This window comes from Alcanivorax profundi, from assembly GCF_003597125.1.
GTDB lineage: Bacteria > Pseudomonadota > Gammaproteobacteria > Pseudomonadales > Alcanivoracaceae > Alcanivorax > Alcanivorax profundi.
The window spans coordinates 68,780-93,096 of sequence record NZ_QYYA01000002.1; the positions used below are offsets into that span (position 1 = coordinate 68,780).

21 protein-coding genes are annotated in these 24,317 nt (G+C 59.3%); 11 read left to right on the forward strand and 10 right to left on the reverse strand.

The genetic code is table 11. From position 1 onward, the window contains the following. Positions 1–67 precede the first annotated feature (67 nt). From D4A39_RS05600 to D4A39_RS05635, 8 genes are all read right to left on the reverse strand, one after another. Positions 68–1,663 (reverse strand): SPOR domain-containing protein, encoded by a 1,596-nt coding sequence (locus tag D4A39_RS05600; protein WP_119917681.1) that lies wholly within the window; start codon positions 1,661–1,663, stop codon positions 68–70. Continuing rightward, positions 1,653–2,732, reverse strand: a complete 1,080-nt coding sequence (gene aroB / locus D4A39_RS05605; protein WP_022985286.1) for a 3-dehydroquinate synthase — start codon at positions 2,730–2,732, stop codon at positions 1,653–1,655. Before aroB ends, D4A39_RS05600 begins: the two co-directional genes overlap by 11 nt. Positions 2,733–2,821: 89 nt before the next feature. Then, positions 2,822–3,355, reverse strand: a complete 534-nt coding sequence (aroK, locus tag D4A39_RS05610) for a shikimate kinase AroK (RefSeq protein WP_031226422.1) — start codon at positions 3,353–3,355, stop codon at positions 2,822–2,824. Continuing rightward, positions 3,352–5,547 carry a type IV pilus secretin PilQ gene (locus D4A39_RS05615; protein ID WP_022985288.1) on the reverse strand — a complete coding sequence of 732 codons (2,196 nt, stop codon included), beginning with the start codon at positions 5,545–5,547 and terminating at the stop codon, positions 3,352–3,354. The genes aroK and D4A39_RS05615 overlap by 4 nt, the downstream gene beginning before the upstream one ends. 20 nt (positions 5,548–5,567) lie before the next feature. Then, the gene (locus tag D4A39_RS05620; RefSeq protein WP_031226424.1) at positions 5,568–6,101 is read right to left on the reverse strand and encodes a pilus assembly protein PilP; all 534 of its coding nucleotides are present in this window, start codon (positions 6,099–6,101) and stop codon (positions 5,568–5,570) included. A gap of 9 nt (positions 6,102–6,110) precedes the next feature. Beyond that, positions 6,111–6,779 carry a type IV pilus inner membrane component PilO gene (locus D4A39_RS05625; RefSeq protein ID WP_022985290.1) on the reverse strand — a complete coding sequence of 223 codons (669 nt, stop codon included), beginning with the start codon at positions 6,777–6,779 and terminating at the stop codon, positions 6,111–6,113. Next, positions 6,776–7,345 carry a PilN domain-containing protein gene (locus tag D4A39_RS05630; protein WP_022985291.1) on the reverse strand — a complete coding sequence of 190 codons (570 nt, stop codon included), beginning with the start codon at positions 7,343–7,345 and terminating at the stop codon, positions 6,776–6,778. Before D4A39_RS05630 ends, D4A39_RS05625 begins: the two co-directional genes overlap by 4 nt. After that, positions 7,342–8,409, reverse strand: a complete 1,068-nt coding sequence (locus tag D4A39_RS05635) for a pilus assembly protein PilM (RefSeq protein ID WP_022985292.1) — start codon at positions 8,407–8,409, stop codon at positions 7,342–7,344. The genes D4A39_RS05630 and D4A39_RS05635 overlap by 4 nt, the downstream gene beginning before the upstream one ends. 199 nt (positions 8,410–8,608) lie before the next feature. Between D4A39_RS05635 and D4A39_RS05640 the strand changes: the two genes are divergently transcribed. Beyond that, positions 8,609–11,122: a penicillin-binding protein 1A gene (locus D4A39_RS05640; RefSeq protein WP_119917682.1), complete on the forward strand. Its 2,514-nt coding sequence runs from the start codon at positions 8,609–8,611 to the stop codon at positions 11,120–11,122. 92 nt (positions 11,123–11,214) lie between these two features. On the opposite strand, the gene D4A39_RS05645 is transcribed toward D4A39_RS05640, so the two are convergent. Together D4A39_RS05645 and rpmE are read right to left on the reverse strand one after the other, a co-directional pair. Beyond that, complete coding sequence (locus D4A39_RS05645) at positions 11,215–12,489, reverse strand: malic enzyme-like NAD(P)-binding protein (protein ID WP_022985294.1); 1,275 nt, start codon at positions 12,487–12,489, stop codon at positions 11,215–11,217. 116 nt (positions 12,490–12,605) lie between these two features. Continuing rightward, positions 12,606–12,824, reverse strand: a complete 219-nt coding sequence (gene rpmE / locus D4A39_RS05650; protein ID WP_022985295.1) for a 50S ribosomal protein L31 — start codon at positions 12,822–12,824, stop codon at positions 12,606–12,608. Positions 12,825–12,974: 150 nt separating this feature from the next. Between rpmE and D4A39_RS05655 the strand changes: the two genes are divergently transcribed. The 10 genes from D4A39_RS05655 to D4A39_RS05700 all read left to right on the forward strand — a co-directional run bounded on the left by D4A39_RS05655 (position 12,975) and on the right by D4A39_RS05700 (position 24,265). Continuing rightward, positions 12,975–15,149 (forward strand): primosomal protein N', encoded by a 2,175-nt coding sequence (locus D4A39_RS05655; protein WP_119917683.1) that lies wholly within the window; start codon positions 12,975–12,977, stop codon positions 15,147–15,149. 243 nt (positions 15,150–15,392) lie between these two features. Further along, on the forward strand, positions 15,393–17,147 hold the full coding sequence (argS, locus tag D4A39_RS05660; protein WP_119917684.1) for an arginine--tRNA ligase: 1,755 nt from the start codon (positions 15,393–15,395) through the stop codon (positions 17,145–17,147). A 36-nt stretch (positions 17,148–17,183) separates the two neighbouring features. Further along, positions 17,184–17,804: an SPOR domain-containing protein gene (locus tag D4A39_RS05665; protein ID WP_119917685.1), complete on the forward strand. Its 621-nt coding sequence runs from the start codon at positions 17,184–17,186 to the stop codon at positions 17,802–17,804. A gap of 364 nt (positions 17,805–18,168) precedes the next feature. After that, a complete protein-coding gene (hslV, locus tag D4A39_RS05670) occupies positions 18,169–18,693 on the forward strand; it encodes an ATP-dependent protease subunit HslV (protein ID WP_022985299.1) in 525 nt (174 codons plus the stop codon). A 4-nt stretch (positions 18,694–18,697) separates the two neighbouring features. Next, positions 18,698–20,035 carry an ATP-dependent protease ATPase subunit HslU gene (gene hslU / locus D4A39_RS05675; protein WP_022985300.1) on the forward strand — a complete coding sequence of 446 codons (1,338 nt, stop codon included), beginning with the start codon at positions 18,698–18,700 and terminating at the stop codon, positions 20,033–20,035. A gap of 107 nt (positions 20,036–20,142) precedes the next feature. Further along, positions 20,143–20,838, forward strand: a complete 696-nt coding sequence (locus D4A39_RS05680; RefSeq protein ID WP_022985301.1) for a DUF8198 family protein — start codon at positions 20,143–20,145, stop codon at positions 20,836–20,838. A gap of 1 nt (position 20,839) precedes the next feature. After that, positions 20,840–21,592: a bifunctional demethylmenaquinone methyltransferase/2-methoxy-6-polyprenyl-1,4-benzoquinol methylase UbiE gene (ubiE, locus tag D4A39_RS05685; RefSeq protein ID WP_022985302.1), complete on the forward strand. Its 753-nt coding sequence runs from the start codon at positions 20,840–20,842 to the stop codon at positions 21,590–21,592. Beyond that, a complete protein-coding gene (locus tag D4A39_RS05690; RefSeq protein WP_022985303.1) occupies positions 21,592–22,248 on the forward strand; it encodes a ubiquinone biosynthesis accessory factor UbiJ in 657 nt (218 codons plus the stop codon). The genes ubiE and D4A39_RS05690 overlap by 1 nt, the downstream gene beginning before the upstream one ends. Next, positions 22,248–23,852 (forward strand): AarF/UbiB family protein, encoded by a 1,605-nt coding sequence (locus D4A39_RS05695; RefSeq protein ID WP_119917686.1) that lies wholly within the window; start codon positions 22,248–22,250, stop codon positions 23,850–23,852. The genes D4A39_RS05690 and D4A39_RS05695 overlap by 1 nt, the downstream gene beginning before the upstream one ends. A gap of 77 nt (positions 23,853–23,929) precedes the next feature. After that, positions 23,930–24,265, forward strand: coding sequence for a phosphoribosyl-ATP diphosphatase (locus tag D4A39_RS05700; RefSeq protein WP_022985305.1), 336 nt, complete (start codon positions 23,930–23,932; stop codon positions 24,263–24,265). The last annotated feature ends 52 nt before the right edge of the window (positions 24,266–24,317 follow it).

A 24,317-nucleotide genomic window follows, 5' to 3' on the forward strand; every position in this document is an offset into this window, starting at 1 on the left:
TACACATTGCGGGGTTGGGCGACAAATTGAACAGTCGCCCAACCCGCTTTTTTTCTTGAAACAGGACCTACAACTCGTTGCGAATGTCGGCCATCTTGCGGGGAAAAGGGCCAGCCTGACGCAACTTTGCAGGCAACTCCGCCTTTGCGTCAAGCGCCGCCTGTCGACTGGAATAATCCCCCGCCAGCACCAGCCAAACGGACTTTCCATTGCGGCGGGCCGCATAATAAGCCCCTTTTCGCGCCAGCTGGTCCAGCACACCGCGAGCATTGGCCTCTTGGCTTGTCACCGTAATCTGCAGAAACCAACGACTGTTATCCAGGGTCGCCAGCCAATCGGCCTGCCGATAACCCGACTCCCCCTCGGATGCCTTCGGCGCCGGCTTGCTGGCCGACATGGCCTCGGAGGCGGGCTTGCTTTGCGACTCGGGCTTCGTCGCCTCGCCCTCATTATCCGCGGCTGGCGCCTGAGTGACCTGCATCTCCCTCTCTCTGGCCGCCGGCGACGACTGCATCACCGGATCGGAAACCGGCGTCAGCACCACACCACTTTCCGGGGCCGAGCGAGCGCCTTCTTCGCCAGCATCATTCAGGGGAGACTCACCTGCTCCGTCGTCAGAGGCAGGATTATCCAGATCCTCCAGCCGGGCCACCGGCTTCATGGTCGGCTGCAGCGGCTGCACCTGCGGCTCAGCTGCAGCGGGCGCCCTTTCCGTTTCACCAACCGCTTCCGGCATGGGCAAGGCCAGATCCCGCCGCTCAGGCACCGGATCGACCTCATCGCTACCGGAGAAAACTGCCCACAACAGCACCACGGCAACCAGAAGACCGCCCACTGCCGCCAAATGCCGCCAGGGAGGAGCCGCACGGGTCGCGCCCGCCTCTTCCTCTAACGGTTCGTCATACTCTTCGGCATCCTGCCGGGCCTCGGCGTCATCGAAATCGTCGTCCTCTTCCTGACGGGCAGCAAAACGCATGGAAGCCTCTTCCGGCACCTCCTCAACACTGCCTGCCCCAATTCCGGCCGCACCGGACGTGGCAACCAACGGCGACTCGCCACTCTCGTGAAGTCGCGCCTTCAGCGCACCCAGATTCCCTGATACCGCTTCAGCATGCGCGCCCGACGCAGCATCATCCAGCTCCATACCGAGCACAAACCAGGCAAAATCCTGCACGTCTTCCGCCGTCAGCGCCGGAAGATCCAGTACGTCATCAACAACGAAATCTGCGCCCTTAAGGCTTTCGGCAATACCGGGCAAGCCGCCGAACAGGTAACCCAGACGCGCACCCAGCTTTTGCTTGAGGGCCAGCATGGTGGCAACCGCAGCACTCTCCAGCTGCTCCGTGTTGTCGATAACAACAACAAGGCGCCCCTCAGCCAACGCCGCTTTCAGCACTTCAGGTAACGCTGCACGCTCGATATTGAAGTGCCGCAGCAACGCATCAATCACCGCATTGGCATCATGTTCATCTGCGCCGTCCAGACGCACGACTTCCATATCATCCAGCAAGGCCATGACCGCCTGACCCAACAGGGTGGACACGCCGCTGCCTTCATCCCCCTCCAGCACAGCCACGGAACCCAGTCCCGCATGGGCCGTCAGTGCATCCAGAAAATCTCCACGGGATGCGCCACTGAAAAAACGGTCCTCATCAAACTCCACAGAATGCCTCCAGGGTTTCTTGCAGTGCGGCCGCCGGATAATCGGCAGTGACCACAGCATCGCCCAGCGCCTTCATCAACACCAGGCGCAACTGGCCGTTATGCACTTTCTTGTCCAGCGCCATCAAATCCATAAATTGTGCTGCGGTCATACCCTTCGGCACCGCAACAGGCAGCCCCCAACTTTCCAGCAATGCCATCAAGCGCGACTCCAGGCCTTCATCCAGCCAGCCAAGCCTTGCCGACATGCTCACTGCCATGACCATCCCGGCAGCTACGGCCTCACCATGCAGCCACTCGCTGTAGCCGGTGGCCGTTTCCATGGCGTGACCGAAAGTATGGCCAAGGTTCAACAACGCGCGGTTACCCTGTTCGGTCTCATCATCGGCCACTACTTGAGCCTTGTTTTCGCAACTGCGATAGATCGCCTCTGCCATCAGCTCTGAGTCTCTGGACAACAACCGAGGGTTGTTGGTTTCCAGCCAGTCATAAAATTCCGGATCCCGAATCAGGCCATACTTCACCACTTCGGCATAACCGGCCGCCACCTCACGGGTCGGTAGCGTCTCAAGCACATCGGTATCAATCAATACCAACCGCGGCTGATGAAAGGCTCCAATCATGTTCTTGCCACGCGGGTGATTCACCGCCGTCTTGCCACCCACGGACGAATCCACCTGGGCCAGCAATGTCGTGGGCACCTGAATGAAATCGACACCTCGCTGGTAGCACGCCGCCGCAAACCCGACCATGTCGCCGACCACGCCACCACCCAGGGCAATCAGCGTCGTTGTGCGCGAATGGCGCTTCTCGAGCAACGCGTCAAAGATGCTCTCCAGCGTCGCCAGGGTCTTGTACTTCTCCCCATCGGGCAGCACCAGGGTATCGCACTGGATTTGACTGAACTGTGACTGAAGCTTGTCCAGATAGAGCGGCGCAATGGTTTCGTTGGTGATGATCATCACCTGGTTGCCGCGAACTTGCTCAGCAAGCGGAAAAGTGTCGAGCAAGCCTTGCCCGATATGAATGGGATAACTACGTTCGGCCAGGGCCACCTGAAGTGTGCGCATCATGTCTCCGTGGTGAGAATCGCCGCAACCTGCAGAGCGGCGCATGCTGAGCCAGCAAGCGCCCAATCAGTTACGTGGACTGGGGCACATTATCCTTGGCCGCGAGAGACCAAACAAGCAAGCACGTCATCCGCGACTTTCTTGAGGTTACCCGATGCCGTTGACACCACATGATGAGCCACCTTGCGATAGAGGGGATCGCGCTCGGCAAACAATGCTTCCAGCTTTGCCTGGGGGTCCGCTGTCTGCAACAGGGGACGGTTTCGGTCATTACGGGTGCGAGCAAGCTGCACCTCAACCGGCGTCCACAGATAGACCACGCAACCCCGGTCATGCATTAGCGCCAGATTTTCCGGCGTCGTCACCACACCACCCCCTGTCGCCAGCACGATGCCCGGCATGGAGGTCAGCTCATCAATGGCTTCGTGCTCACGACGACGGAAGCCGGACTCGCCTTCCACATCGAAAATCCAGGGGATATCTGCACCGGTTTTCTCTTCGATTACCCGGTCAGAATCGTAGAAAGGGCGTTCCAGTATCTGGGAGAGATGTCGGCCCAGGGTGCTTTTACCTGCACCCATCGGGCCGACCAATATCAAGGAAGGAGTTGTATTATCTATCACCGACTCGCCAGCGCATCTTTCATCAACCGCGGCGTAATGAAGATAAGCAGTTCCTGCTTGTTATCACGATTCACGGTCTTCTTGAACAGGTTACCAATCCACGGCAAGTCACCCAGGAAAGGCGTCTTGGTCACTGAATTGATTTTTTCCTGCTGGAAGATACCACCAAGCACGACCGTTTCGCCATCATCAACCAGAACCGAGGTCTCTACACGGCTGGTATTGATAGTAAAAGAGCCATCCGCCGCAACCGCATTCAGGGAGTCATTATTGACCTTCAGGTTCATAATGATATTACCGTCCGGGGTGATGTGCGGAGTCACTTCCAGTCTCAGCTCTGCTTCAACAAAGTCAATGGAGGTAGCGCCTGACGACGTTGCCACTTCAAACGGCACCTGCTGACCAGAGGCAATCACTGCCGGCTGCTGATCGGCAGTGAGCACCTTCGGTGTTGCCACCAGCTCACCATGCCCCTCAGCCTCAAGGGCAGACAGCTCCAGTTCAATGAGCCCGGATGTCAACGAAGTGAAGCCCACAGCAAACCGGGAAGCGTTGGCAGAATCGACGCCAAGATCCACGATCAGGTCGTCACCGTTTTCTGGCTCGGTGAACGAGTAGGAATCCGGGCCGAAATCCACATCTCCCGGGTCGGTACCAGGAGTAATACCGCTGAAGTCACCGGCCCCGTACAGCGCACCGTCCACATTGGTAGCGTGAAGGTCGCGCAAGGGCTGCAGACGGCCTGCCACCCCGAAGCTCCGCTGATCTTCAATCAGGCTTTCACCATCAAAGCCAAGGCCACCCCAACGGACACCAAACTCATCCGAAATATCGTTGGTGGCAACCACAACACGCGCCTCAATCAGCACCTGCTGGATCGGCACATCCAACTCCTGAATGAGGCCACGAATGTCCTCCAGCTTCGCTGCTGTATCCTGGATAATCAGGGTGTTGGTACGCTGATCAACCACGACAGAGCCTCGCTCGCTCAGCAAGGAAGCCGCCTTGCCACCCGCACTGCTGATCAGCGCCTTCAGTTCGCTGGCATTGGCATAGTTGATGCTGATGTACTCTGTACGCAGCGGCGCAAGGGCCTCAACTTTTTTCTGGCTTTCGAGTTCAAGCTGCTCACGGGCAGCAATTTCATCCGCCGGGGCCACCAGCAGGACATTGCCCACCTGACGCTTATCCAGCCCCTTAGTTTTCAGGATTAACTCAAGTGCCTGGTCCCACGGAACATTCTGAAGACGAAGAGTAATTCGCCCATTCACCGTATCCGATGCAACCAGATTCAAGCCAGTAAAGTCCGCAATCAGCTGCAGCACAGAACGCACTTCAATATCCTGGAAGTTCAACGAAAGCTTCTCACCAGTATATTCAAAGGCATCTTTTCGCTTGCGATCCGCATCCACCTTGGATACCGGTTTCACATTGATGCTGAATTCCGAGTCGGCCTGATAAGCCAGATACTCCCACGTACCCGTTGGAAGGATCTCAATCAGAGTACTGCCATCAGAGGCCTTCGTCTCGACCATCGAGACCGGGGTCGCAAAATCGGTGACGTCAAGCTTGCGCAACAGATCGTTTTCCACACCTGCGCCGACAAAGCGGGCCACAATCTTGCCCCCTTCCTCACGCACATCGACGGGAATTGAAGGCTTGGACAGCTGCACGATGACACGGCCCTCACCCTCAGAACCACGGCGAAAATCAACATTATTCACTTTCGCCTCTGAGCTGGCGCCAGCTGCTGATTGAGCTGCAGAAGATGACGGCGAGCCCTCGACACCCAGCAGCACCACCAGATCATTGCCCTCTGTACTGGTGGTATACCCGGTCAGCGACTCAAGGTTGAAAATCAGACGGGTTCTATCCTTGGCCTCGACAATGGTCACGCTTCTCGCGTTACCCGAGCCAAGATTCTGGCGTTTCCCGGTAATCTCGCTATCCGCACCGAGCAAATCCAGGGCAATGCGCGCCGGCTGCTCAATACTGTATCCCTTGACCTCCGGCGCCGCACTATCAAAGCGCAGTCGCACCTCCATCTCATCACCGGAAAGCGCATTCGCCTCGATCGACTGCAGGGTAGCAGCGAACGACAGTGACCCCATTGCCCCCAGAACCCCGCCAAGCAGAAGCCCTGCCAGACGCCGGGAAGCGTATTTTTTTGTTTTAACTGTTACACGTTTCATAACTGGATCCCCAGCGACTGTTATTCGGAAATGGAGACTGAGCTGGCTCGCTCAACCCAGCCGTCCCTGCCGTCCGGCACAATTTCGATCAGACCAACCTTGGCTTCGTTCACACTTCTGACCCGGCCAAAGTTCTTCCCCATATAGCTGCCCGGTTTTACCCGTGTGACAGCCCCGGTCGGATCAGCAATCAGCGCCTGGACTTCCGCTCCCGGCTTGTTGATTGTTCCTACCATTCTCAACGCATCCAGCGGGAAACGCTCGAGATATTCACGTGGCCGGGCAAGATCCGGCTCCACTGGTCGACCATCTGTAACCTCCAAAAGCTCTTGCTCCACAGGAGGATTAAAAGGAGAGCGCAGCTTTTGTGCGGAATAAGCATAGGTTGCGATAGGCTTGAATTCCGGCGGAGGCTCAATACGCCCGCGGGGGCGAGCCTTGATTTCTTCCAGCCGGGCGTCCAGCTCCCCGAGGTTCGCACCACTCCCGCACCCCGTCAGCATCATTGCTGAGGACAAGAAGAGCAATGAGGCAATGATCCGTAGAATCTTCATGTTCTTACCTCACTTCTTCTTTTTCTTCTTTGCCGGCTTCGGACTGTCATCCGAACTGGCGTATCGATAGGTTTTTGCCGTGACATCCATGGACAGCAGTCCCAGACCCGCCAGCGCTTTCTCCTTGGGTGGGCGAACATAGAAGTCATGCAAGGTAACGATTCGCGGTAACGCAGCCACACCGGAGACGAAGGCACCGAAAGAGTGGTAATCACCGATCACACTGATATCAATGGGCAATTCGACATAAAATTCTTTCTTGGCCTCCTCCTTCAGTTCGATACTCTCGAACTCGAGACCACTTCCCAGACCGGTATGGGTAATATCTTCCAGCAGCCCGGGCACCTCAGTGTCCTTGGGCAGCTGCTTGAGCAACGCGCCGAAAGTCTGCTCCATTTCTGCCAACTGGGCTCGAAACTGCTCCAGATTATGCGCCTTGAATGCTTTCTTCTCGTAACTCTTCAGCAAGGAGGCTTCCTCCCTGCGCTGCTGATCAAGCAGGGTGTTGGCATCCTTGATAAAGAAGAAGTAACCCAGTGCCAGAACCGCCACCAGCACCAGGACAGCACTGGTCACCTTGACGGCGATTGGCCAGCTACCAACATTTTCGAAGTCCAGACTGTTGAGCTCATCCATTAGCTCTCGCAAGTCCATATTCTTCAGCTCAGAGGCTTTCATTTTTCTTCTCCCTCTTTTTTGCTGCCCGGCGTTGCCTGCTTTACGGTCAACACAAACTGGCTTGCATCAGTCTTGTCATCCAGCGCCGTCACATTCAGCAAGGAGGCATCCTGAAACCAGTCGGAGCCATCCAGATTACGCATCAGCCGTGAAATACGGTTGTTACTTTCGGCAATCCCGTTGATGGTATACGTCGCGCCGGCCCGCTTGATTTCGGCATAGTAAACGCCGTCCGGCAGCGTTCTGGCCAACTCATCAAACACATAGACAATGGTCGGCCGGTTGCCCTGGAGGCTTTGAATAACTTCCATGCGAGCCACCAGTTCATCACGTCTTTGCTGGAGCTCTTTAATCTCTTCGATACGCGCATCAAGCTCTGATGTCTTGCTCTGGATATGGCTATTTCGAGCCCGTTGATCAGCAATGTTCTGCTCGACCACACTGTTCCATGCATAAAAAAGCAGACCACCGATAACCGCGGCAATCACCAGCATCACGACAAATTCGTTCTGTTGCTGCTTGCGCCGCTCTTCACGCCACGGCAGGAGGTTGATTGTTGTTGTCATTGGTCAAAGCTCCTCAGGGCCAAACCACAGGCAATCATCAGCGCCGGCGCATCATTGGCAATGGCAGAGGCGCTTACCTTGTTCGCGAGCGCCATGTCACTGAAAGGATTGGCCACAGAACAACTGGCCCCCACCTTTTCCTGAATCAAGTTATCCAGATCCGGAATCGAAGCCGACCCCCCAGCCAGCAGGATATAGTCCACCTCATTGAACTGGGTGGAACCATAGAAAAACTGCAGTGAACGGTTTACTTGCTGCACCACTGCATCCTTGAACGGCTGCAGCACTTCACTTTCATAATCATCAGGAAGCTCACCGGTCTTCTTGGCCAGGCCTGCCTCTTCCATGGAAATGCCATAGCGCCGCTGAATTTCCTCGGTGAGCTGCTTGCCACCGAACAATTGCTCGCGGGTATACACGCTGCGCCCCTGATGAAACACATTGAGCGTAGTCATGGTCGCGCCGATATCAAACACAGCGACGGTTTCCAGCTCATCGGCATTCGGCAGGGTCGGCAGCACCAGCTGGTAGGCACGCTCCATGGCGTAGGCTTCCACATCCACCACCTTGGCTTGCAGCCCGCCGATTTCCAGGGCATCGGTGCGCATTTCCACATTCTCGGTGCGGGACGCCGCCACCAGAACCTCTACGCGCTCTTCATTGCCCTCTACCGGCCCCACGACCTGGAAGTCCATACGGACCTCATCCATGGGGTAGGGAATGTACTGATCTGCTTCGGATTTCAGCTGGGCCTCAAGCTCATCCTCATTGAGATTGGCGTCTTGCTCGATCAGCTTGGTGATCACCGCAGAGCCCGACACCGCCACAGCGGCCGTTTTTACCCCAGGGCGCGCGCGGCTCACCAGACGGGCAATCGCATCGCCCACCCCTTCCGCATCGGTGATGTTCTTTTCGACAACCGCGTTGGCCGGCAGGGGCTCAACCCCATAGCTTTCGACCTTGTAGCGGCCCCCGGATTTGGACAGTTCCAGCAGTTTGACTGCGGTAGAACTGATGTCGATCCCCAGTAGTGTCTGGGCCTTTTTTCTGAGGAAAGGCAGCACTGTCGTCGTCCCGTCTGGTTATTATTGAAGTGTTTTTTCTTGCTAAAGATACACTTACAGGTTTTTTATGTCGAATTACTTTAGGAGTTAGTAATAGCAGAACAGATATTAGATCACAACAACCTTTCCGCCATATAATGACCCACTTCACGGGCCGGCTAGGCCCTTCTTCTGATCCCAGCCTGTAGTTGTCGAAAACATGCGTTTACCCCTCTGGATCCGATACCCGCTCCTTCTCCTCATCGCCGGCGCCGGTGGCGGCCTGTTGATTCTGGCAGCCAGTTACCTCTATCTGGCCCCTCAGCTACCGCCAGCCAGCCAGATCCGCGAGGTGGAGTACCAGATCCCCCTGCGCATTTATAGCAGCGATATGAAGCTGGTTGCAGAGTACGGAGAGAAACGGCGTCAACCGGTCACCTTCGAGGAGCTGCCGCAACCGCTGATACAGGCCGTGCTGGCCGCCGAGGATGAGCGCTTCTTCACCCACAACGGGGTCGACCTCAAAGGTCTGCTTAGAGCGGCCGTGGAACTCGCCCGCTACCGGGAAATCCGTTCCGGAGGCTCCACCATCACCATGCAGGTCGCCAGAAACTTTTTTCTGGGGCGAGAACAACGTTTTCTCCGTAAATTCAACGAGATCGTACTGGCCATACAGATCGAGCGGGTACTCAGCAAGCAGGAAATCCTTGAGCTTTACCTCAACAAGATCTACCTGGGCCACCGCGCCTACGGCGCTCAGGCGGCCTCCCAGGTCTATTACGGGAAAGACATTGGCGAACTGAATGTGGCCCAGATGGCGATGATTGCCGGGCTCCCCAAAGCGCCCTCCGCCTACAACCCCATCACCAATCCGGAGCGAGCCCTGGTGCGGCGAAACTGGATCCTGTTCCGCATGGAGGAAACCGGAGCCATCAGCCATGAGGAACGACTGGCGGCCCAGGAGCAACCGGTATCCGCCCGTTTCCACGCTGCCCAACCCGAGGTTGAAGGCGCCTATTTCGCCGAAATGATCCGCCTCCAGGCCATGGACCGGGTTGAGGCCGACATCTACACCGACGGCATCCGCATCATCACCACTCTGGATAGCCACAAGCAGACTGCCGCAGTACAGGCCCTTCGCACAGGGCTACACAGTTACGATGAGCGACATGGCTACCGGGGGCCCGTTGCCCAGATTGACACCTCGTCGCTCCCTTCACTGCCCCCCATGCAGCATAACGACCAGCAAGCCCCTCCCGGGGAAGCCGCAGCACCCCAGACCTCCGAAGACAGTAAGGTCGAACTGGAAAAAACCATCACCGGCCTCAATCCCAAAGTAGCAGCGTGGGTGAAAGCACTGAAAGAGCATCAGCGGGTCGGCCCACTGCGGCCCGCCCTGGTGACCGAAGTCCGCGACCAGCAGGCCGAAATCCTCTTTAACGACGGCAAGCGGGCAGAGCTGGCCTGGGAGGACATCCGCTGGGCACGGCGTTTCATCAGCGACAAGTACGTTGGCAACGAAATCAGCAAGGCCAGCGAGCCCCTTTCCATCGGCGATATCATCCACGTTCGCCCTGTCGGCAGTGATGACAACCGCCGCTGGCGACTGGCCCAGCTCCCACGCGCTCAATCCGCACTGATCTCTCTCGACCCACAAACCGGAGCGATCCTTGCCCTGCAAGGCGGCTACAGCTTCAAAGCATCAAACTTTAACCGTGCGGTACAGAGCAAGCGCCAGGCAGGCTCGGTATTCAAGCCCTTCATTTACACTTCCGCCCTGGAAAACGGGTTCACCCCAGCCTCCATCATTAACGACGCACCCGTTGTTTTCGACGATGACAAACTGGAAACCGCCTGGCGCCCAACCGGTGCCAGCGGCAAGTTCTACGGCCCGACCCGGATGCGCGAAGCGCTGTATCGCTCCCTGAACCTGGTATCCATTCGCATTCTCCGCCAGGTTGGCATCAGCCAGGCCATGGGCACCCTGAAACGCTTTGGGCTACCGACAGACACCTTCCAGCGCGATCTCTCTTTGGCACTGGGAAGCGCCAGCGTTACCCCACTGGAAATTGCCACTGCATACAGCATCTTCGCGAATGGCGGCTACCGGGTTCCTGCTTGGGGCATCCAACGGATTGAGCGCGAAGATGGCGAGGTGCTTTGGGAGGCTCCGCAGGTTATTCGCTGCGAGAGCCCGTGCTCGGCGCCGTCGAACACAGACAGAAACCCGGACATACAGCCAGCACCATTGATGGCACCGCGCGCGCTGGACGCCCGCGTGGCCTGGCTCATGAACTCCATGCTGCAGGATGTGGTTCGTCGCGGTACCGGGCACATGGCCAACCGACTGGGCCGTCGGGATCTGGCGGGCAAAACCGGCACAACCAATGATCAGATGGATGCCTGGTTCTCTGGCTATTCCCCGGATGTCGTGGCCACCGTCTGGGTAGGCTTCGACAACCCGGCCAACCTTGGCTGGGGCGAGTATGGCGGCAAGGCCGCTCTACCGATATGGATGGACTATATGGGGCCCGCCCTGGACGGCGTTGCCGACCATCAACTGGAGCAACCTTCCGGTATCGCGACGGTAAGAATCAATCCGGAAAGCGGCTTGCTCGCCCGCCCCGAAAACCCGGATGCCATCAAGGAATACTTCATTGAAAGCCAGGTTCCCGACCTGGAGCCACCTCTGGGCCCCGCTGGAGGTCATCGCGCACCTGAGCAGATATTCTGATTCGCTGGCGGGCCCCCTCCCTCCGCGTACAGACATAAAAAAACCGCCCTACGGCGGTTTTTTTTATGTCGCTCTGAGTTACCCGGAAACAATCAAAGCTCAGGAAAAATTTCGTCCAGAGAGTTTAGCGGGTAATGCGAGGGATAACCTTTACGCGCCACACCGCAGTCCACTGCCGCACGAGCAACAGCTGCTGACACCTTGCCCAGCAAACGCGGATCATTCGGCTTCGGAATGATGTAATCAGCACCGAAGGTCAGCGGCTCGCCGCCGTAGGCGTCCAGCACCTCTTGCGGGGGCGCCGTGCGAACCAGCTCGGCAATGGCATGCACTGCCGCAATCTTCATCTCTTCCGTGATGGAAGTCGAGCGGACATCCAGCGCACCACGGAACATGTACGGAAAACACAGTACGTTATTCACTTGGTTCGGGAAGTCAGAACGGCCGGTGGCCACAATGGCATCGGGGCGTGCCGCCTTGGCCACCTCCGGGCGAATCTCCGGATCCGGGTTCGCCAGGGCGAAGATGATCGGTTTCTCGGCCATCTTCTTCACCATGTCCGGGGTCAGCATGTCCGGGCCTGACACACCAATAAAGACGTCAGCATCTTCAACAGCATCATTCAAGGTGCGCTTGTCGGTATCGTTGGCCAAAGCCGCCTTGTACTGGTTCAGATCATCACGTCGGCTATGAATGACACCTTTGCGGTCCAGTACAAGAATATTTTCCTTGCGGGCCCCCATCTCGATCAGAAGACGCACAGAAGCCACACCCGCAGCACCTGCGCCCACACAAACCACCTTGATGTCTTCGATACGCTTTTTCTGGATTTCCAGAGCGTTGATCAAGCCCGCCCCCACCACAATGGCGGTACCGTGCTGATCATCATGAAAGACGGGAACATCGCACTGCTCTTTAAGAATGCGCTCGATCTCGAAGCATTCCGGGGCACGAATATCTTCCAGGTTGATCCCACCGAACGTGCGATGAATACGCACCACCGTGTCGATGAACGCCTGGGAATCTTCTGCCTCTACCTCGATGTCAAACACATCGATACCGGCAAAAAGCTTGAACAGGATCCCCTTGCCTTCCATCACTGGCTTGGAAGCCAGCGCCCCCAGATTGCCGAGACCAAGGATGGCCGTACCATCGCTGATCACTGCAACCAGATTGCCTTTGGAGGTAAAACGGTAGGCCAGCTCCGGCTCCCGTGCGATCTCTCGCACTGGCTCGGCCACCCCGGGGCTGTAGGCCAGGCTCAAATCACGGCTGGTCGCCGCTGGCTTGGTCACTTCAACACTGATTTTCCCGGGTCGCGGTTTAGCATGATATTCCAAAGCCGCCGTTTTCAAATCCTCGGACATGGTGGTCTCCGCTGGTCCCTTTGAGGGATATACACTGTGTACGCAAGGTCAATAAAGCAAAAAGCACCCGGCAGGGTGCTTTTGGCAAGTCTCAAAAGGGGTGTTCGCTCTCGCGATCAACCCTTCTTGCTGCGCATCATGCCGAAGCGCTGCTTGAACTTGTCGATCTGGCCGCCGCTGTCAGCCTGCTTCTGCTTGCCAGTATAGAAAGGATGGCAGGCGGAGCAAACGTCGAGGGACATGTCACCACCACGGGTGGAACGGCTCTCGATCACATTGCCACAGCTACAGGAGTAGGTGGCTGCCTGGTATTCGGGATGAATCTCTGGTTTCATTGCTGAGCTCCAATCTGTGTCGCTACCTGCCTCTACGACAGGCACCACACGGCTTGCGTCTGGGAAAAAGAAGGCGAATCATAACAGCTTGATTCCAATCCGCAAGCGCCATTATGCCCCGCTATGGGGGCTGCAGGCTCAGGAAACTCCGTGTCGACCAAACCCGTGCTGCAAATTGCCCTGCCAGTCCCCCTGCCTGGCTGCTACGACTATCTGTATTCCGGCTCACCGGCGCCGGCACAGGGCACCCGCGTCCAGGTCCCGTTTGGGCGCCGCACCCTGGTCGGTGTAGTGCATGGCCAGACCCAAAGCGATTATCCCAAACTCAAGGCCGTCAGCGCGGTTCTCGACGACGCCCCGGTCTTCACCGCAGAACTTTATGCCCTTTGTGAACGGGCCGCCCGTTATTACCATCACCCGCTGGGCGAGGTGCTCAATTACGCCCTGCCCGCCCTGCTACGCCAGGGTGGCGATGCCCAGCCCAGCCAGGAAAAACGCTGGCGGCTCACCGAACGCGGCACCCATGTCAGCGACGAACAGGTCAGCCGAGCCCCCCGCCAGCACCAGGCCCTGCAAGTATTGCGCGAACACCCCAAAGGCCTGAGCAGTGCCATGCTCAACGCCCTCGACGTGGCCTCCCCGGCCCTTAACGCCCTGCGCGACAAGGGCTGGGCCGAACACTTCGTGGTCGAAAACGGCCCCGGCATCAGCAAGGAGGTACTGGCCGAGCCTCCACTGGCCGCCAACGGAGAGCAACAGCAAGCCATTCATGCCATTCAGGATGCAGAGGGCTTTACCCCCTTCCTGCTCGATGGAGTCACCGGCAGCGGCAAAACCGAAGTCTACCTGCAGGCCATGGCGCCCCAATTGGCCGCCGGCAAGCAGGTACTGGTGCTGGTCCCCGAAATCGGCCTGACCCCGCAAACCGTGCAGCGCTTCCGGCAACGCTTTGCCGTGCCTGTCACCACGTTGCACTCCGGCCTCACCGACCGGGAGCGACTGGATAACTGGCTGGCGGCCCGGGACGGCAAGGCACGCATCATCATCGGCACCCGTTCGGCCATCTTCACGCCGCTGGCGAATCCCGGCCTGATCATTGTCGACGAGGCCCATGACAGTTCCCTGAAGCAGCAGGACGGTTTCCGCTACCACGCCCGCGACCTGGCCACCTGGCGAGCCCAGACCCTGAACATCCCGGTAGTGCTCGGCAGCGCCACCCCGGCACTGGAAACCCTGCAGCTGGCACGCGACCAGCGCTTCCACTGGCTGAAACTGTCGCGCCGGGCCACCGAGCAACAGCGCCCAGGCATCGAAATTCTGGACGCCACCCTCGCGCCTCCCAATCAGCCTCTGCTACCCCTGTCACTGCAAGCCATCAAGCAGTGTGTGGACAACGGCAACCAGGCTCTGGTGTTTATCAACCGCCGAGGCTATGCCCCCATGATCCTGTGCCAGGATTGCGGCTGGCAGGCAGAGTGCAAACGCTGCGACAGTTTTCTTACCTGGCACCGGGCCGAAAACAACCTGCGCTGCCACCACTGTGACAGCCAGCAGCGCGTACCATCACGCTGCCCCAGCTGTGGTTCCAGCGCCATCCATGAAGCCGGTAGCGGCACCGAAAAGCTCACCGAGCTGCTGGAACAGTCCCTGCCGGTGCCGGTGATCCGCATCGACCGCGATGCCACCCGCCGCAAAGGGGAACTGGACAGCAAACTCAAGACCATCCGCCAGGGCGACCCGGCCGTGCTGGTCGGCACCCAAATGCTCGCCAAGGGGCACCATTTCCCGAAGCTGGCACTGGTAGTGATTCTGGATATGGACGCCGGTTTCCTGAGCGCCGATTTTCGCGGCCCCGAGCAAGCCGCCCAACTGTTGTTACAGGTTGCAGGGCGCAGTGGCCGCGAAGGTCAGGGCCGGGTATTGCTCCAGACCCGCCACCCGGACCATCACTTACTGCAGCTGGCCGCCAGCGGTGACTACCCGGCCCTGGCCAGCGCCCTGCTCGAAGAGCGGCGCATGGCCGCCCTGCCTCCTTTCGGCCATCTGGCTCTGTTCCGCTGCGAAGCCATGACGCTGGGCAAGGCCATGGCATTCCTTCAGGAGCTCGCCCAACAACCGGTCGCCGACGGCGTGAATGTGCTCGGCCCGGTCCCCGCCCCCATGGAAAAACGGGCCGGCCGCTACCGAGCCCAATTGCTGCTGCAGGCCAGCCAGCGGGCGCCCCTGCATCAGACCCTGGAGCGCCTGCTGGACGCCGCCCGCCAATCACCACAGTCACGCCAGTGCCGCTGGCATGTGGATGTCGACCCCATCGACATGCTGTAAAAGTGGCTTTATCAGGGCGTGTCGCGGATGCGCGGGCATGAGATTTGAACTGGCGCCCGACCTCGGATTGGCCGGCATGACGCCCCCTCTTGGCGGAGAGAAACGGCAAAAGCGCCCGGGGACTGGCAGCTTTTCGACTCGGCGCTTCCTTTATTCTATGTGGTAAAAAAACGGCCTGACCCATGCGTCAACCGCCCTTTTCCCGTACAATCGCCGGCCAGTCAAACGGCCCCGACGGACCCCATGAAAGAACGCCTGATTTCCCTGATTGAAACCGCTCTCGACACCCTGATCGCCGAGGGCACGCTGCCTGCCGACGCCAAGCGCCCGGTGCAAATCGACCGCACCAAGGACAAGAGCCACGGCGATTTCGCCACCAACATCGCGCTGATGCTGGCCAAACCCGCCGGCATGAAGCCACGCGACCTGGCCGACAAGCTGATTGCCGCCCTGCCGCAGGACAGCGCCATTGCCAAGACCGAGATTGCCGGGCCCGGCTTTATCAACTTCTTTCAGGCCAGCGACTGGCTCAACAGCCTGCTGGATCAGGCGTTGGCAGATGCGCATCTGTCCGTGCCCCGCCCACAACAGATCCAGACCGTAGTGGTGGACTACTCCTCCCCGAACCTGGCCAAGGAAATGCACGTGGGGCACCTGCGTTCGTCCATCATCGGCGATGCGGTCGTACGAACGCTGGAATTCCTGGGTCACAACGTGGTTCGCCAGAACCACGTGGGCGACTGGGGGACCCAGTTCGGCATGCTGCTCGCCTATCTGGAAGAGCAGAAGGACGAAGAGAGCGCCGCCGAACTGTCCAGCGAATTGAGCGACCTGGAAGGCTTCTACCGTGCCGCCAAACAGCGCTTCGACGAATCGGAGGCGTTCGCCACCCGGGCCCGTGGCCTGGTGGTCAAGCTGCAGGCCCATGACCCGGAATGTCTGAAACTGTGGGGCGAGTTCAACGCCATTTCCCTGAGTCACTGTCAGGCCGTTTATGACCGCCTCGGCGTCAGCCTGACCGCAGACGATGTACGCGGCGAAAGTGCCTACAACGACGACTTGCCACACGTGGTCTCAGACCTGGCCAGCAAGGGCCTGCTCAGTGAAGACCAGGGCGCCCAATGCGTCTTCATGGACGAATACAAGAACAAGGAAGGCGACCCGCTGCCCGTCATCGTGCAAAAAGCCGACGGCGGCTACTTGTACGCCACCACCGACCTGGCCGCATTGCGCTACCGCGCCAGCACACTTGACGCTGACCGCATACTCTACTTTGTCGACCAGCGTCAGGCCCTGCACTTCCAGCAAATGTTCAGCCTCTCCAAGCTGGCGGGCTTTGTGCCGGAAAGCACAGACCTGTCGCACATGGGCTTTGGCACCATGAATGGCCCGGATGGACGCCCCTTCAAGACCCGCGACGGCGGCACCGTAAAGCTGATAGACCTGCTCAACGAGGCCGAAGAGCGTGCCTACGCGCTGGTGAAGGAAAAGAACCCGGAGCTGGCAGACAGCGAGCTGCGCACCATCGCCCGTGCGGTCGGCATCGGCGCGGTTAAGTATGCGGACCTGTCCAAGAACCGCAGCAGCGACTACATCTTCAATTTTGACCAGATGCTCAGCTTCGAGGGCAACACCGCCCCTTACTTGCTGTACGCCTACACCCGGGTCGCCAGCATCTTCCGCAAGGCTGGCCTGGACATGGCCGATGTCAACGGAGCCTTCCTGCTTCAGGAAGACGCCGAACAAGCGCTGGCCGCGCGGCTGGTGCAGTTTGGTGAAGTCCTGCAAAGTGTGGCCGACAAGGGCTTGCCCAATCTGCTGTGCCTGTACCTGTACGAGCTCGCCGGGCTGTTCTCCAGCTTCTACGAGCACTGCCCGATCCTCAACAGCGAGGACGCGGCCCTGAAACAGAGCCGGCTCAAGCTGGCCGCCCTGACAGCCCGCACCCTGAAACAGGGCATGGAACTGCTGGGCCTGTCGCCACTCGAACGCATGTAACCCTGACCGCCAGGCTGGCAAGAACCAGGAAGGATCATGGCAAAGAACACAAAACGCGGGGCCAGCCGTAGCCCCGCTCGCAAGAAAAAAACCCAGCGCCAGGTGCCTGGCTGGGTATGGCTGTTCACGGGTCTGATGGTGGGTCTGTTTGGCGCCTTCCTGTTTCACCTGGGCAAAACCCAGATGGCCCAGGGCGACAACACGCCCACCACGGTCAAAACCGACAAGCCTGCCGTAAAGAAGGAAGAACCGAAAGGCGACGACTCCCCGCAATTCGACTTCTATGCCGTCCTGCCCAAGATGGAAGTGATCGTTCCGCAAAACGAAACGGACACCAGTACCCGTCAGTCGAGCACCGACAACAAACCCAAACAAAACAACAGTCAGCCAAAGCCCGATGCGGGCACCCGCAACAGCGATGAAAAGTACCTGTTGCAGGCGGGTAGCTTCCGCCGCAACGAGGACGCCGACCGCCGCCGCGCCGAGCTGATCCTCAAAGGTTTCGAGGCCTCCATCCAGTCCGTAAACCTGGATAGCGGCGACAGCTGGCACCGGGTCATGATCGGCCCCTACAACAACCTCAACGCCATGCACCGCGCCCAGGACCAACTGGCCAGCAACGGCATCGAAACCCTGCCGATCAAGATGAAAAAATAGACGCCGGCACCCGCAGGCGGAAGGCGATAGCGCAGGAGCGGTTGTCCGGCTGTGACAGCCCAAGCCCGGCGCTTCATTCGCGATGGAACCACCGCTCCCACAGCTTGGCCTGCAGCGGGAAACGTGCCCTCTGTCGGAGCTTGCCTGCAAGCGATAGCCCCCAATCAATGCCCCTTGCTTGCAGGCAAGCTCCCACAACAACACCCCGGCCAACGCCAGGGGCGCGACCTCCAACCTATCAGCCCACACCCGGACCAACCCGCGCCACCATTCACTGTTAACTGTTAACTATTCACTCCCTTTGAAGCTTGAATCCCCGCCCGCCAGCCCCACATCAACAGAATCACTATGAAAGGAGCTTAACGTGACCACTATCGTATCCGTACGCCGCGGCAACAGCGTTGTCATCGGCGGTGACGGCCAGGTGTCACTGGGTAACACCGTCATGAAAGGGAATGCCCGCAAGGTACGCCACCTTTTTCACGGCAAGGTCATTGCCGGTTTTGCCGGGGGTACCGCCGACGCCTTTACCCTGTTCGAACGCTTTGAAGCGCAACTGGAAAAACACCAGGGCCACCTGGTCCGGGCCGCCGTGGAGCTGGCCAAGGACTGGCGCACCGACCGCGCCCTGCGACGACTGGAAGCCCTGCTGGCCGTCGCCGACAAGGAAGCCTCTTTGATCATTACCGGTAACGGCGATGTGATCGAACCGGAAAATGACCTGATTGCCATCGGCTCGGGCGGCCCCTTTGCCCAGGCCGCAGCCACCGGGCTGCTACAGAATACCGAGCTGGGTGCACGCGAAATTGTGGAAAAAAGCCTGACCATTGCCGGCGATATCTGCGTGTTCACCAACCAACAGCAAACCATTGAAGAACTGAACTGGTAACCCGATGCCTAACCTGACTCCCCGCGAAATTGTTCAGGAACTGAACAAACACATTGTCGGCCAGGAACCGGCCAAGAAATCCGTTGCCCTGGCCCTGCGTAATCGCTGGCGGCGCATGCAGCTGCCCGCCGAAATGCGCGCCGAAGTCGCCCCCAAGAACATTCTGATGATCGGCCCCACCGGCGTCGGCAAGACCGAAATTGCCCGCCGCCTGGCCAAGCTGGCCAACGCCCCCTTCCTGAAGGTGGAAGCCACCAAGTTCACGGAAGTGGGCTACGTGGGTCGCGATGTGGAATCCATCATCCGTGACCTGGTTGAAATGGCCATCAAGATGCTGCGCGAGCAGGAAATTGCCCGTGTCGGTAGTCAGGCTGACGATGCCGCCGAAGACCGCATCCTCGATGCGCTGTTGCCCACTGCCAGAGGCGCAGAGGAAGACAACAAAACCGACAACAGCACCCGCCAGATCTTCCGCAAAAAGCTGCGTGAAGGCGAACTGGATGACAAGGAAATCGAGATCGACGTGGCGGCCAATCCGGCAGGGGTGGAAATCATGGCCCCGCCCGGCATGGAAGAAATGACCAGCCAGCTGCAACAGATGTTTTCCAAAATGGGCGGCAGCGGCCGGCGCAAGACACAAAAACTCCGTGTGCGCGAAGCCTACCGCCTGATCCGTGACGAAGAGGCCGCCCGTTTCGTCAATGAAGACGAACTGAAAGTGAAAGCCATCGATGTGGTGGAAAACAGCGGCATCGTGTTCATCGATGAAATCGATAAAGTGGCCAAACGCGGAGAAGGCGGCGGCACCGATGTGTCCCGTGAAGGCGTGCAACGCGATTTGCTGCCCCTGATCGAAGGCTGCACTGTGTCCACCAAATACGGCATGGTGAAGACCGATCACGTACTGTTTATCGCCTCAGGTGCGTTCCATCTGGCCAAACCCAGCGACCTGATCCCGGAGCTGCAAGGCCGGCTGCCGATCCGCGTCGAACTCAGCGCCCTGAGCCCGGAAGATTTCCAGCGCATCCTCACCGAGCCCAAGTGTTCGCTCACTGAACAGTACAAGGCGCTGCTGGACACCGAAGGCCTGAAGCTGGAGATCACCGAGGACTGTATCCGCCGCATTGCAGAAGTGGCCTGGCAGGTTAACGAACGCACCGAAAACATTGGCGCCCGCCGCCTGCACACGGTACTCGAGAAACTGCTGGAAGAAATCAGCTTCGACGCTGATTCGCTGTCCACCCAATACCATGACAAGCCTCTGGTGCTGGATGCCGAAGCGGTAGACCGTTACCTCGGAGAGCTGGCAGACGACGAAGACCTGAGCCGGTATATCCTGTAAACGGCTGAAGTCTGACGACGGACGTCTGACGCTATCACCCTGCGTCAGACGTCTGGCTTCCGACGCCGGGCCGCTTTCCTGCTATTATCCCCGCCGGAGGAAAAACCATGACCGCCGGCGAACAGCTTCAACACTATCTCGATCGCTTCTTTGCCTTGCGCCAGCACGGCGACGACGCCCTTTTTTTGGCCCGTCTGCGCCGCCTTCAAGAGTGGCAAGGCGAGCGACTCAAGCATACCCATGCGCACCTGCTCGACGATCCCGTTACCGCCGAGGGCATTCAGTTTTTACTGGACGATGTCTACGGAGGTCGAGAACTGCTGCCGGTTGCCCGGGAGATTCGCCGCGCCTTGCCCAAGGCCATGAAGTTGCTGCCTGAAAAGGTCATGGCCACCTCTGCCGCCGCACTGGAGGCCGCCATTCTGACCCAGGAACTGGACGAAGCCGTCACCCAAACGCTGGGCGAGGCACTGGATCAACCGCTCACGGAAATGACCTACCTCAAGGGCTTCCGCCAGGACCACCATCACAATGACCGCCTGCGGCAAGTGCAGCTGGTGGCCGAACTGGGCCACAGGCTGGATCGCTACATTCGCTCACGCATGCTCCATGCCACCTTTCGTATGGTGCGTAAGCCAGTCCATGCGGCGGGCTTTTCGAACCTGTATGATTTCATGGATCGCAGTTTCCGGGTGATGAAACCGGTACCCAGTGTGGGCCGGCTGCTGGAGCAGCTTGCCGCCCGCGAAGAAGCCATTATGCAAAAGGTCTATGCCGGCCACCCCACGCCTTTCGAGAATTGATATGTCCGACGACAACAAGGTCACACACTTCGGCTACCAGCAGGTACCGTGGCAGGAAAAACAGCAAAAGGTGGCCGGCGTATTCCGCTCGGTAGCGGGCAAATACGATGTGATGAACGACCTGATTTCCATGGGCAGTCATCGCATTCTCAAGCGCATGACCATCGAATTGGCCGGCATTCGCCCTGGCCACAAGGTGCTGGACCTGGCCGGTGGCACTGGTGATCTGGCCATCAAGTTTTCCCGCCTGGTCGGCGAAACCGGTCAGGTTGTGCTGGCCGACATCAACGACGCCATGCTCGAGGTTGGCCGTGATCGACTGTTCGACGCAGGCTGCAGCCACAACACCCAGGTCGCCCAGGTGAATGGCGAGTGCCTCCCCTTTGAGGACAACACCTTCCATTGCATCACCATCGCCTTCGGCCTGCGCAATATCACTGACAAGGACGCCGCCCTGCGCTCCATGCTGCGGGTGCTCAAACCCGGCGGCCGCTTGCTGGTGCTGGAGTTTTCCACCCCCACCAACAAGACCCTGGCCAAGGCCTACGACGCCTATTCCTTTGCAGTCTGGCCGCGGCTCGGCAAACTGATCGTCAACGACGCCGACAGCTACCAGTATCTGGCCGAATCCATCCGCATGCATCCGGATCAGGACACCCTGCAAGGCATGATGGATAACGCCGGCTTTGCCCGTACCGAGTATTTCAACATGCTGGGCGGCATCGTGGCACTGCACAGAGGATTCAAGTTCTGATGAGTCTGAAAGACCAGTCACGCTCCCCGGGCCTGATTTCCACCACTGCCCTGGCCACCGTTGAGCGCGCCATCAACACGGCGCTGCGTTCCGACCCGGTGACAGCAGACAAACTGGCCGTGCATGCCGGGCGCCTGGTGGCGGTAGACGTCACCCTGCCACCTCTGGCGATCTACGCCCTGATCGTGGAAGACGGCGTGGAGCTATACCACCGCAGCGATGCCACCCCGGACGTGGCGGTGAAAGGCAGCCCCATGGATCTGGCCGCTCTGTTGCTGGAATGGAAAACCCGGCCCGGCGCCATCGCCGGGCCGGTGGACATCTCAGGCAACCGCGAACTGCTGCTGGAACTGCAACAGCTGGCCCGTGAGCTGCACATCGACTGGGGCGCCGTACTGGAACCGATTACCGGCTCTGAGCTGGCCCAGCAGCTGGATTACGGCGCCCGGCGCCTGTTCGGCTGGGCCAGACAGGCCGCCGGACGACTGGCAGAACAACTGGGCGATTACGTGGGCAACGAATCCGGCCTCACCCCGTCCCGCCGCGAGGTGTATGAATTTGGCCAGGATGTGGACGACCTGCGCCTGGACGTGGACCGCCTTGAGGCCCGCATCCAGCGACTCAACGCCGACCAGAACAGGGACGCCAACCACTGATGCCCCCCATTACCCGCATCCTCATGGTCACCCATGTGGTGTGCCGCTACCGACTGATTGCCCTGTTACCGGCCCATCCGCTACGGACCCTGCTGCTGACATTGTCGTTTCTGGTTCCCTCCAGCTGGGCGGGTACCGGCAAGCTCAGTGAAGGGGAGCGCCTGCAAAAGGCACTGGAACGCCTTGGCCCCATTTTCATCAAGTTTGGCCAGCTGCTCGCCACTCGCCAGGACATGTTGCCGCCTGAATGGACCGCAGCACTGGCGCGGCTTCAGGATCAGGTGGCCCCCTTCGATGGGGAACAGGCCCGAGATCTGGTCGAAGCGAGCCTGCCACTGCCCTTTGATGAGGTGTTCGCACAGTTCGACACCACCCCCATGGCCGCCGCGTCGGTGGCCCAGGTGCACGCCGCTACATTGAAGAACGGCCAGCAAGTAGTCGCCAAGGTCTTGCGGCCCACCATTCGCCCGGTGGTCCAGCGCGACCTGAAGGTCATGGCCTTTGGCGCCCGCTGGCTGGAGCGACTGTGGCGCGATGCCCGTTACTTCCGCCCGGTGCGTGTGGTGGAAGACTACCGCGACATCATTCTTGGTGAACTGGACCTCAGTGCCGAGGCCCGCAACAGCGAAGCCATGCGCCGTCACTTCCTGTTCAGCCCGCTGCTCTACATGCCCGCCATTCACCTGGAGCTGTCCAGCCCCACGGTGATCATCATGGACCGCATCAACGGCATCCCGGTCAATGATATCGAACGCATCAAAGCCGCCGGCATTGATCCGAAAGTGCTGGCTGAACGCGGCGTGGAAATCTTTTTCGCCCAGGTTTTCCGCTTCAACCTGTTCCATGCCGATATGCACCCGGGCAACATCTTCGTTAACCCGGAACACCCGGAATCCCCACAATACATGGCCATCGATGCCGCCATTGCCGGGCGCCTGTCGAAAGAAGACCTGAATGTGCTGGGGCGCATGGTGCTGGCCGTCATGCGTGAGGACTACAGCGCCCTGGTGGACGCGGTCATTCGTGCCGGCTGGAACCAGACGCCCATTGACCGGCCCCGCTTCGAACGGGCCGTCATCGATCTGGTAGAACCGGTGCGCTCGGCCCAGCTGGACCAGCTGGAGTTCGCCCCGCTGGTGATGAAACTGTTCGATCTGGCTCGTCGCTACCACATCGAAATGCCGGTGCAGTACATCCTGTTGATGAAGACCCTGGTGCATATCGAAGGGCTCGGCCGCAGTATCTACCCGCAACTGGACATCTGGAACACAGGCCGCCCGCTACTGGAAGCCTGGATGCTGGCCGAATACGGCCCCAGCGCCACCCTCAAGAAACTGCAGAATCGCCTGCCGGAATGGACCGCCCAGTTACCGGACATGCCTGATCTGCTGCGTGACGGGCTGGAGACCCTGCGTGACCTGCCTTACCAGCAGGATCGCCTCGAGGCGCGCCTCGAACAGCAGCTGGTGCGCCACCGCCACAAGCTGCTGGCCGGCCTCGCCGGTCTTGGCTGTGCCGGGGCCGCCCTGTGGCTGGCCAATCCCTACAGCTGGCCATTGTCGGCCGCTGCTCTGGTACTGGTGAGCTGGGGCTGGCGACGCTAGACTGTCGTCAGCAATGATCACTGCGCCTGACAAGGTCCCGATAAAGACACACGTCAGGCCATAACGAAGCACAGACTATGTCAGATATTCTCAGCCAGCTGCACGACGTTCTGGAATCCCGCAAGGGCGCCGACCCGGACAGCTCCTATGTGGCCAGCCTGTATGCCAAGGGCCTCAACAAGATTCTCGAGAAAGTGGGCGAAGAAGCGGTAGAGACCCTCCTCGCCGCCCGCGACGCCGAAGTCAGTGGCGACAACCAGGCCCTGATCAGCGAAACCGCCGACCTGTGGTTTCACAGTCTGGTCATGCTGGCCAAGCTGGGCGAACACCCTGACAAGGTACTGGCCGAGCTGGAGCGCCGTTTCGGCCTGTCCGGCCACGACGAAAAAGCCGCCCGCGGCAACAAGCACTGAGCACAACCAAACCATTAAAAGAATCACTAAAAGCGTGTCCCGTAGCGTGCTA

What these genes read in the sequence shown, in the direction of transcription:
- D4A39_RS05620 (WP_031226424.1), bottom strand. Translation starts at nt 6,101, where the DNA reads ATGAAGATTCTACGGATCATTGCCTCATTGCTCTTCTTGTCCTCAGCA.
- D4A39_RS05690 (WP_022985303.1), top strand. Translation starts at nt 21,592, where the DNA reads ATGAGTCTGAAAGACCAGTCACGCTCCCCGGGCCTGATTTCCACCACT.
- argS (WP_119917684.1), top strand. Translation starts at nt 15,393, where the DNA reads ATGAAAGAACGCCTGATTTCCCTGATTGAAACCGCTCTCGACACCCTG.
- D4A39_RS05645 (WP_022985294.1), bottom strand. Translation starts at nt 12,489, where the DNA reads ATGTCCGAGGATTTGAAAACGGCGGCTTTGGAATATCATGCTAAACCG.
- aroB (WP_022985286.1), bottom strand. Translation starts at nt 2,732, where the DNA reads ATGCGCACACTTCAGGTGGCCCTGGCCGAACGTAGTTATCCCATTCAT.
- D4A39_RS05665 (WP_119917685.1), top strand. Translation starts at nt 17,184, where the DNA reads ATGGCAAAGAACACAAAACGCGGGGCCAGCCGTAGCCCCGCTCGCAAG.
- D4A39_RS05695 (WP_119917686.1), top strand. Translation starts at nt 22,248, where the DNA reads ATGCCCCCCATTACCCGCATCCTCATGGTCACCCATGTGGTGTGCCGC.
- D4A39_RS05640 (WP_119917682.1), top strand. Translation starts at nt 8,609, where the DNA reads ATGCGTTTACCCCTCTGGATCCGATACCCGCTCCTTCTCCTCATCGCC.
- hslU (WP_022985300.1), top strand. Translation starts at nt 18,698, where the DNA reads ATGCCTAACCTGACTCCCCGCGAAATTGTTCAGGAACTGAACAAACAC.
- D4A39_RS05700 (WP_022985305.1), top strand. Translation starts at nt 23,930, where the DNA reads ATGTCAGATATTCTCAGCCAGCTGCACGACGTTCTGGAATCCCGCAAG.
- D4A39_RS05615 (WP_022985288.1), bottom strand. Translation starts at nt 5,547, where the DNA reads ATGAAACGTGTAACAGTTAAAACAAAAAAATACGCTTCCCGGCGTCTG.
- ubiE (WP_022985302.1), top strand. Translation starts at nt 20,840, where the DNA reads ATGTCCGACGACAACAAGGTCACACACTTCGGCTACCAGCAGGTACCG.
- D4A39_RS05630 (WP_022985291.1), bottom strand. Translation starts at nt 7,345, where the DNA reads ATGACAACAACAATCAACCTCCTGCCGTGGCGTGAAGAGCGGCGCAAG.
- rpmE (WP_022985295.1), bottom strand. Translation starts at nt 12,824, where the DNA reads ATGAAACCAGAGATTCATCCCGAATACCAGGCAGCCACCTACTCCTGT.
- D4A39_RS05680 (WP_022985301.1), top strand. Translation starts at nt 20,143, where the DNA reads ATGACCGCCGGCGAACAGCTTCAACACTATCTCGATCGCTTCTTTGCC.
- D4A39_RS05625 (WP_022985290.1), bottom strand. Translation starts at nt 6,779, where the DNA reads ATGAAAGCCTCTGAGCTGAAGAATATGGACTTGCGAGAGCTAATGGAT.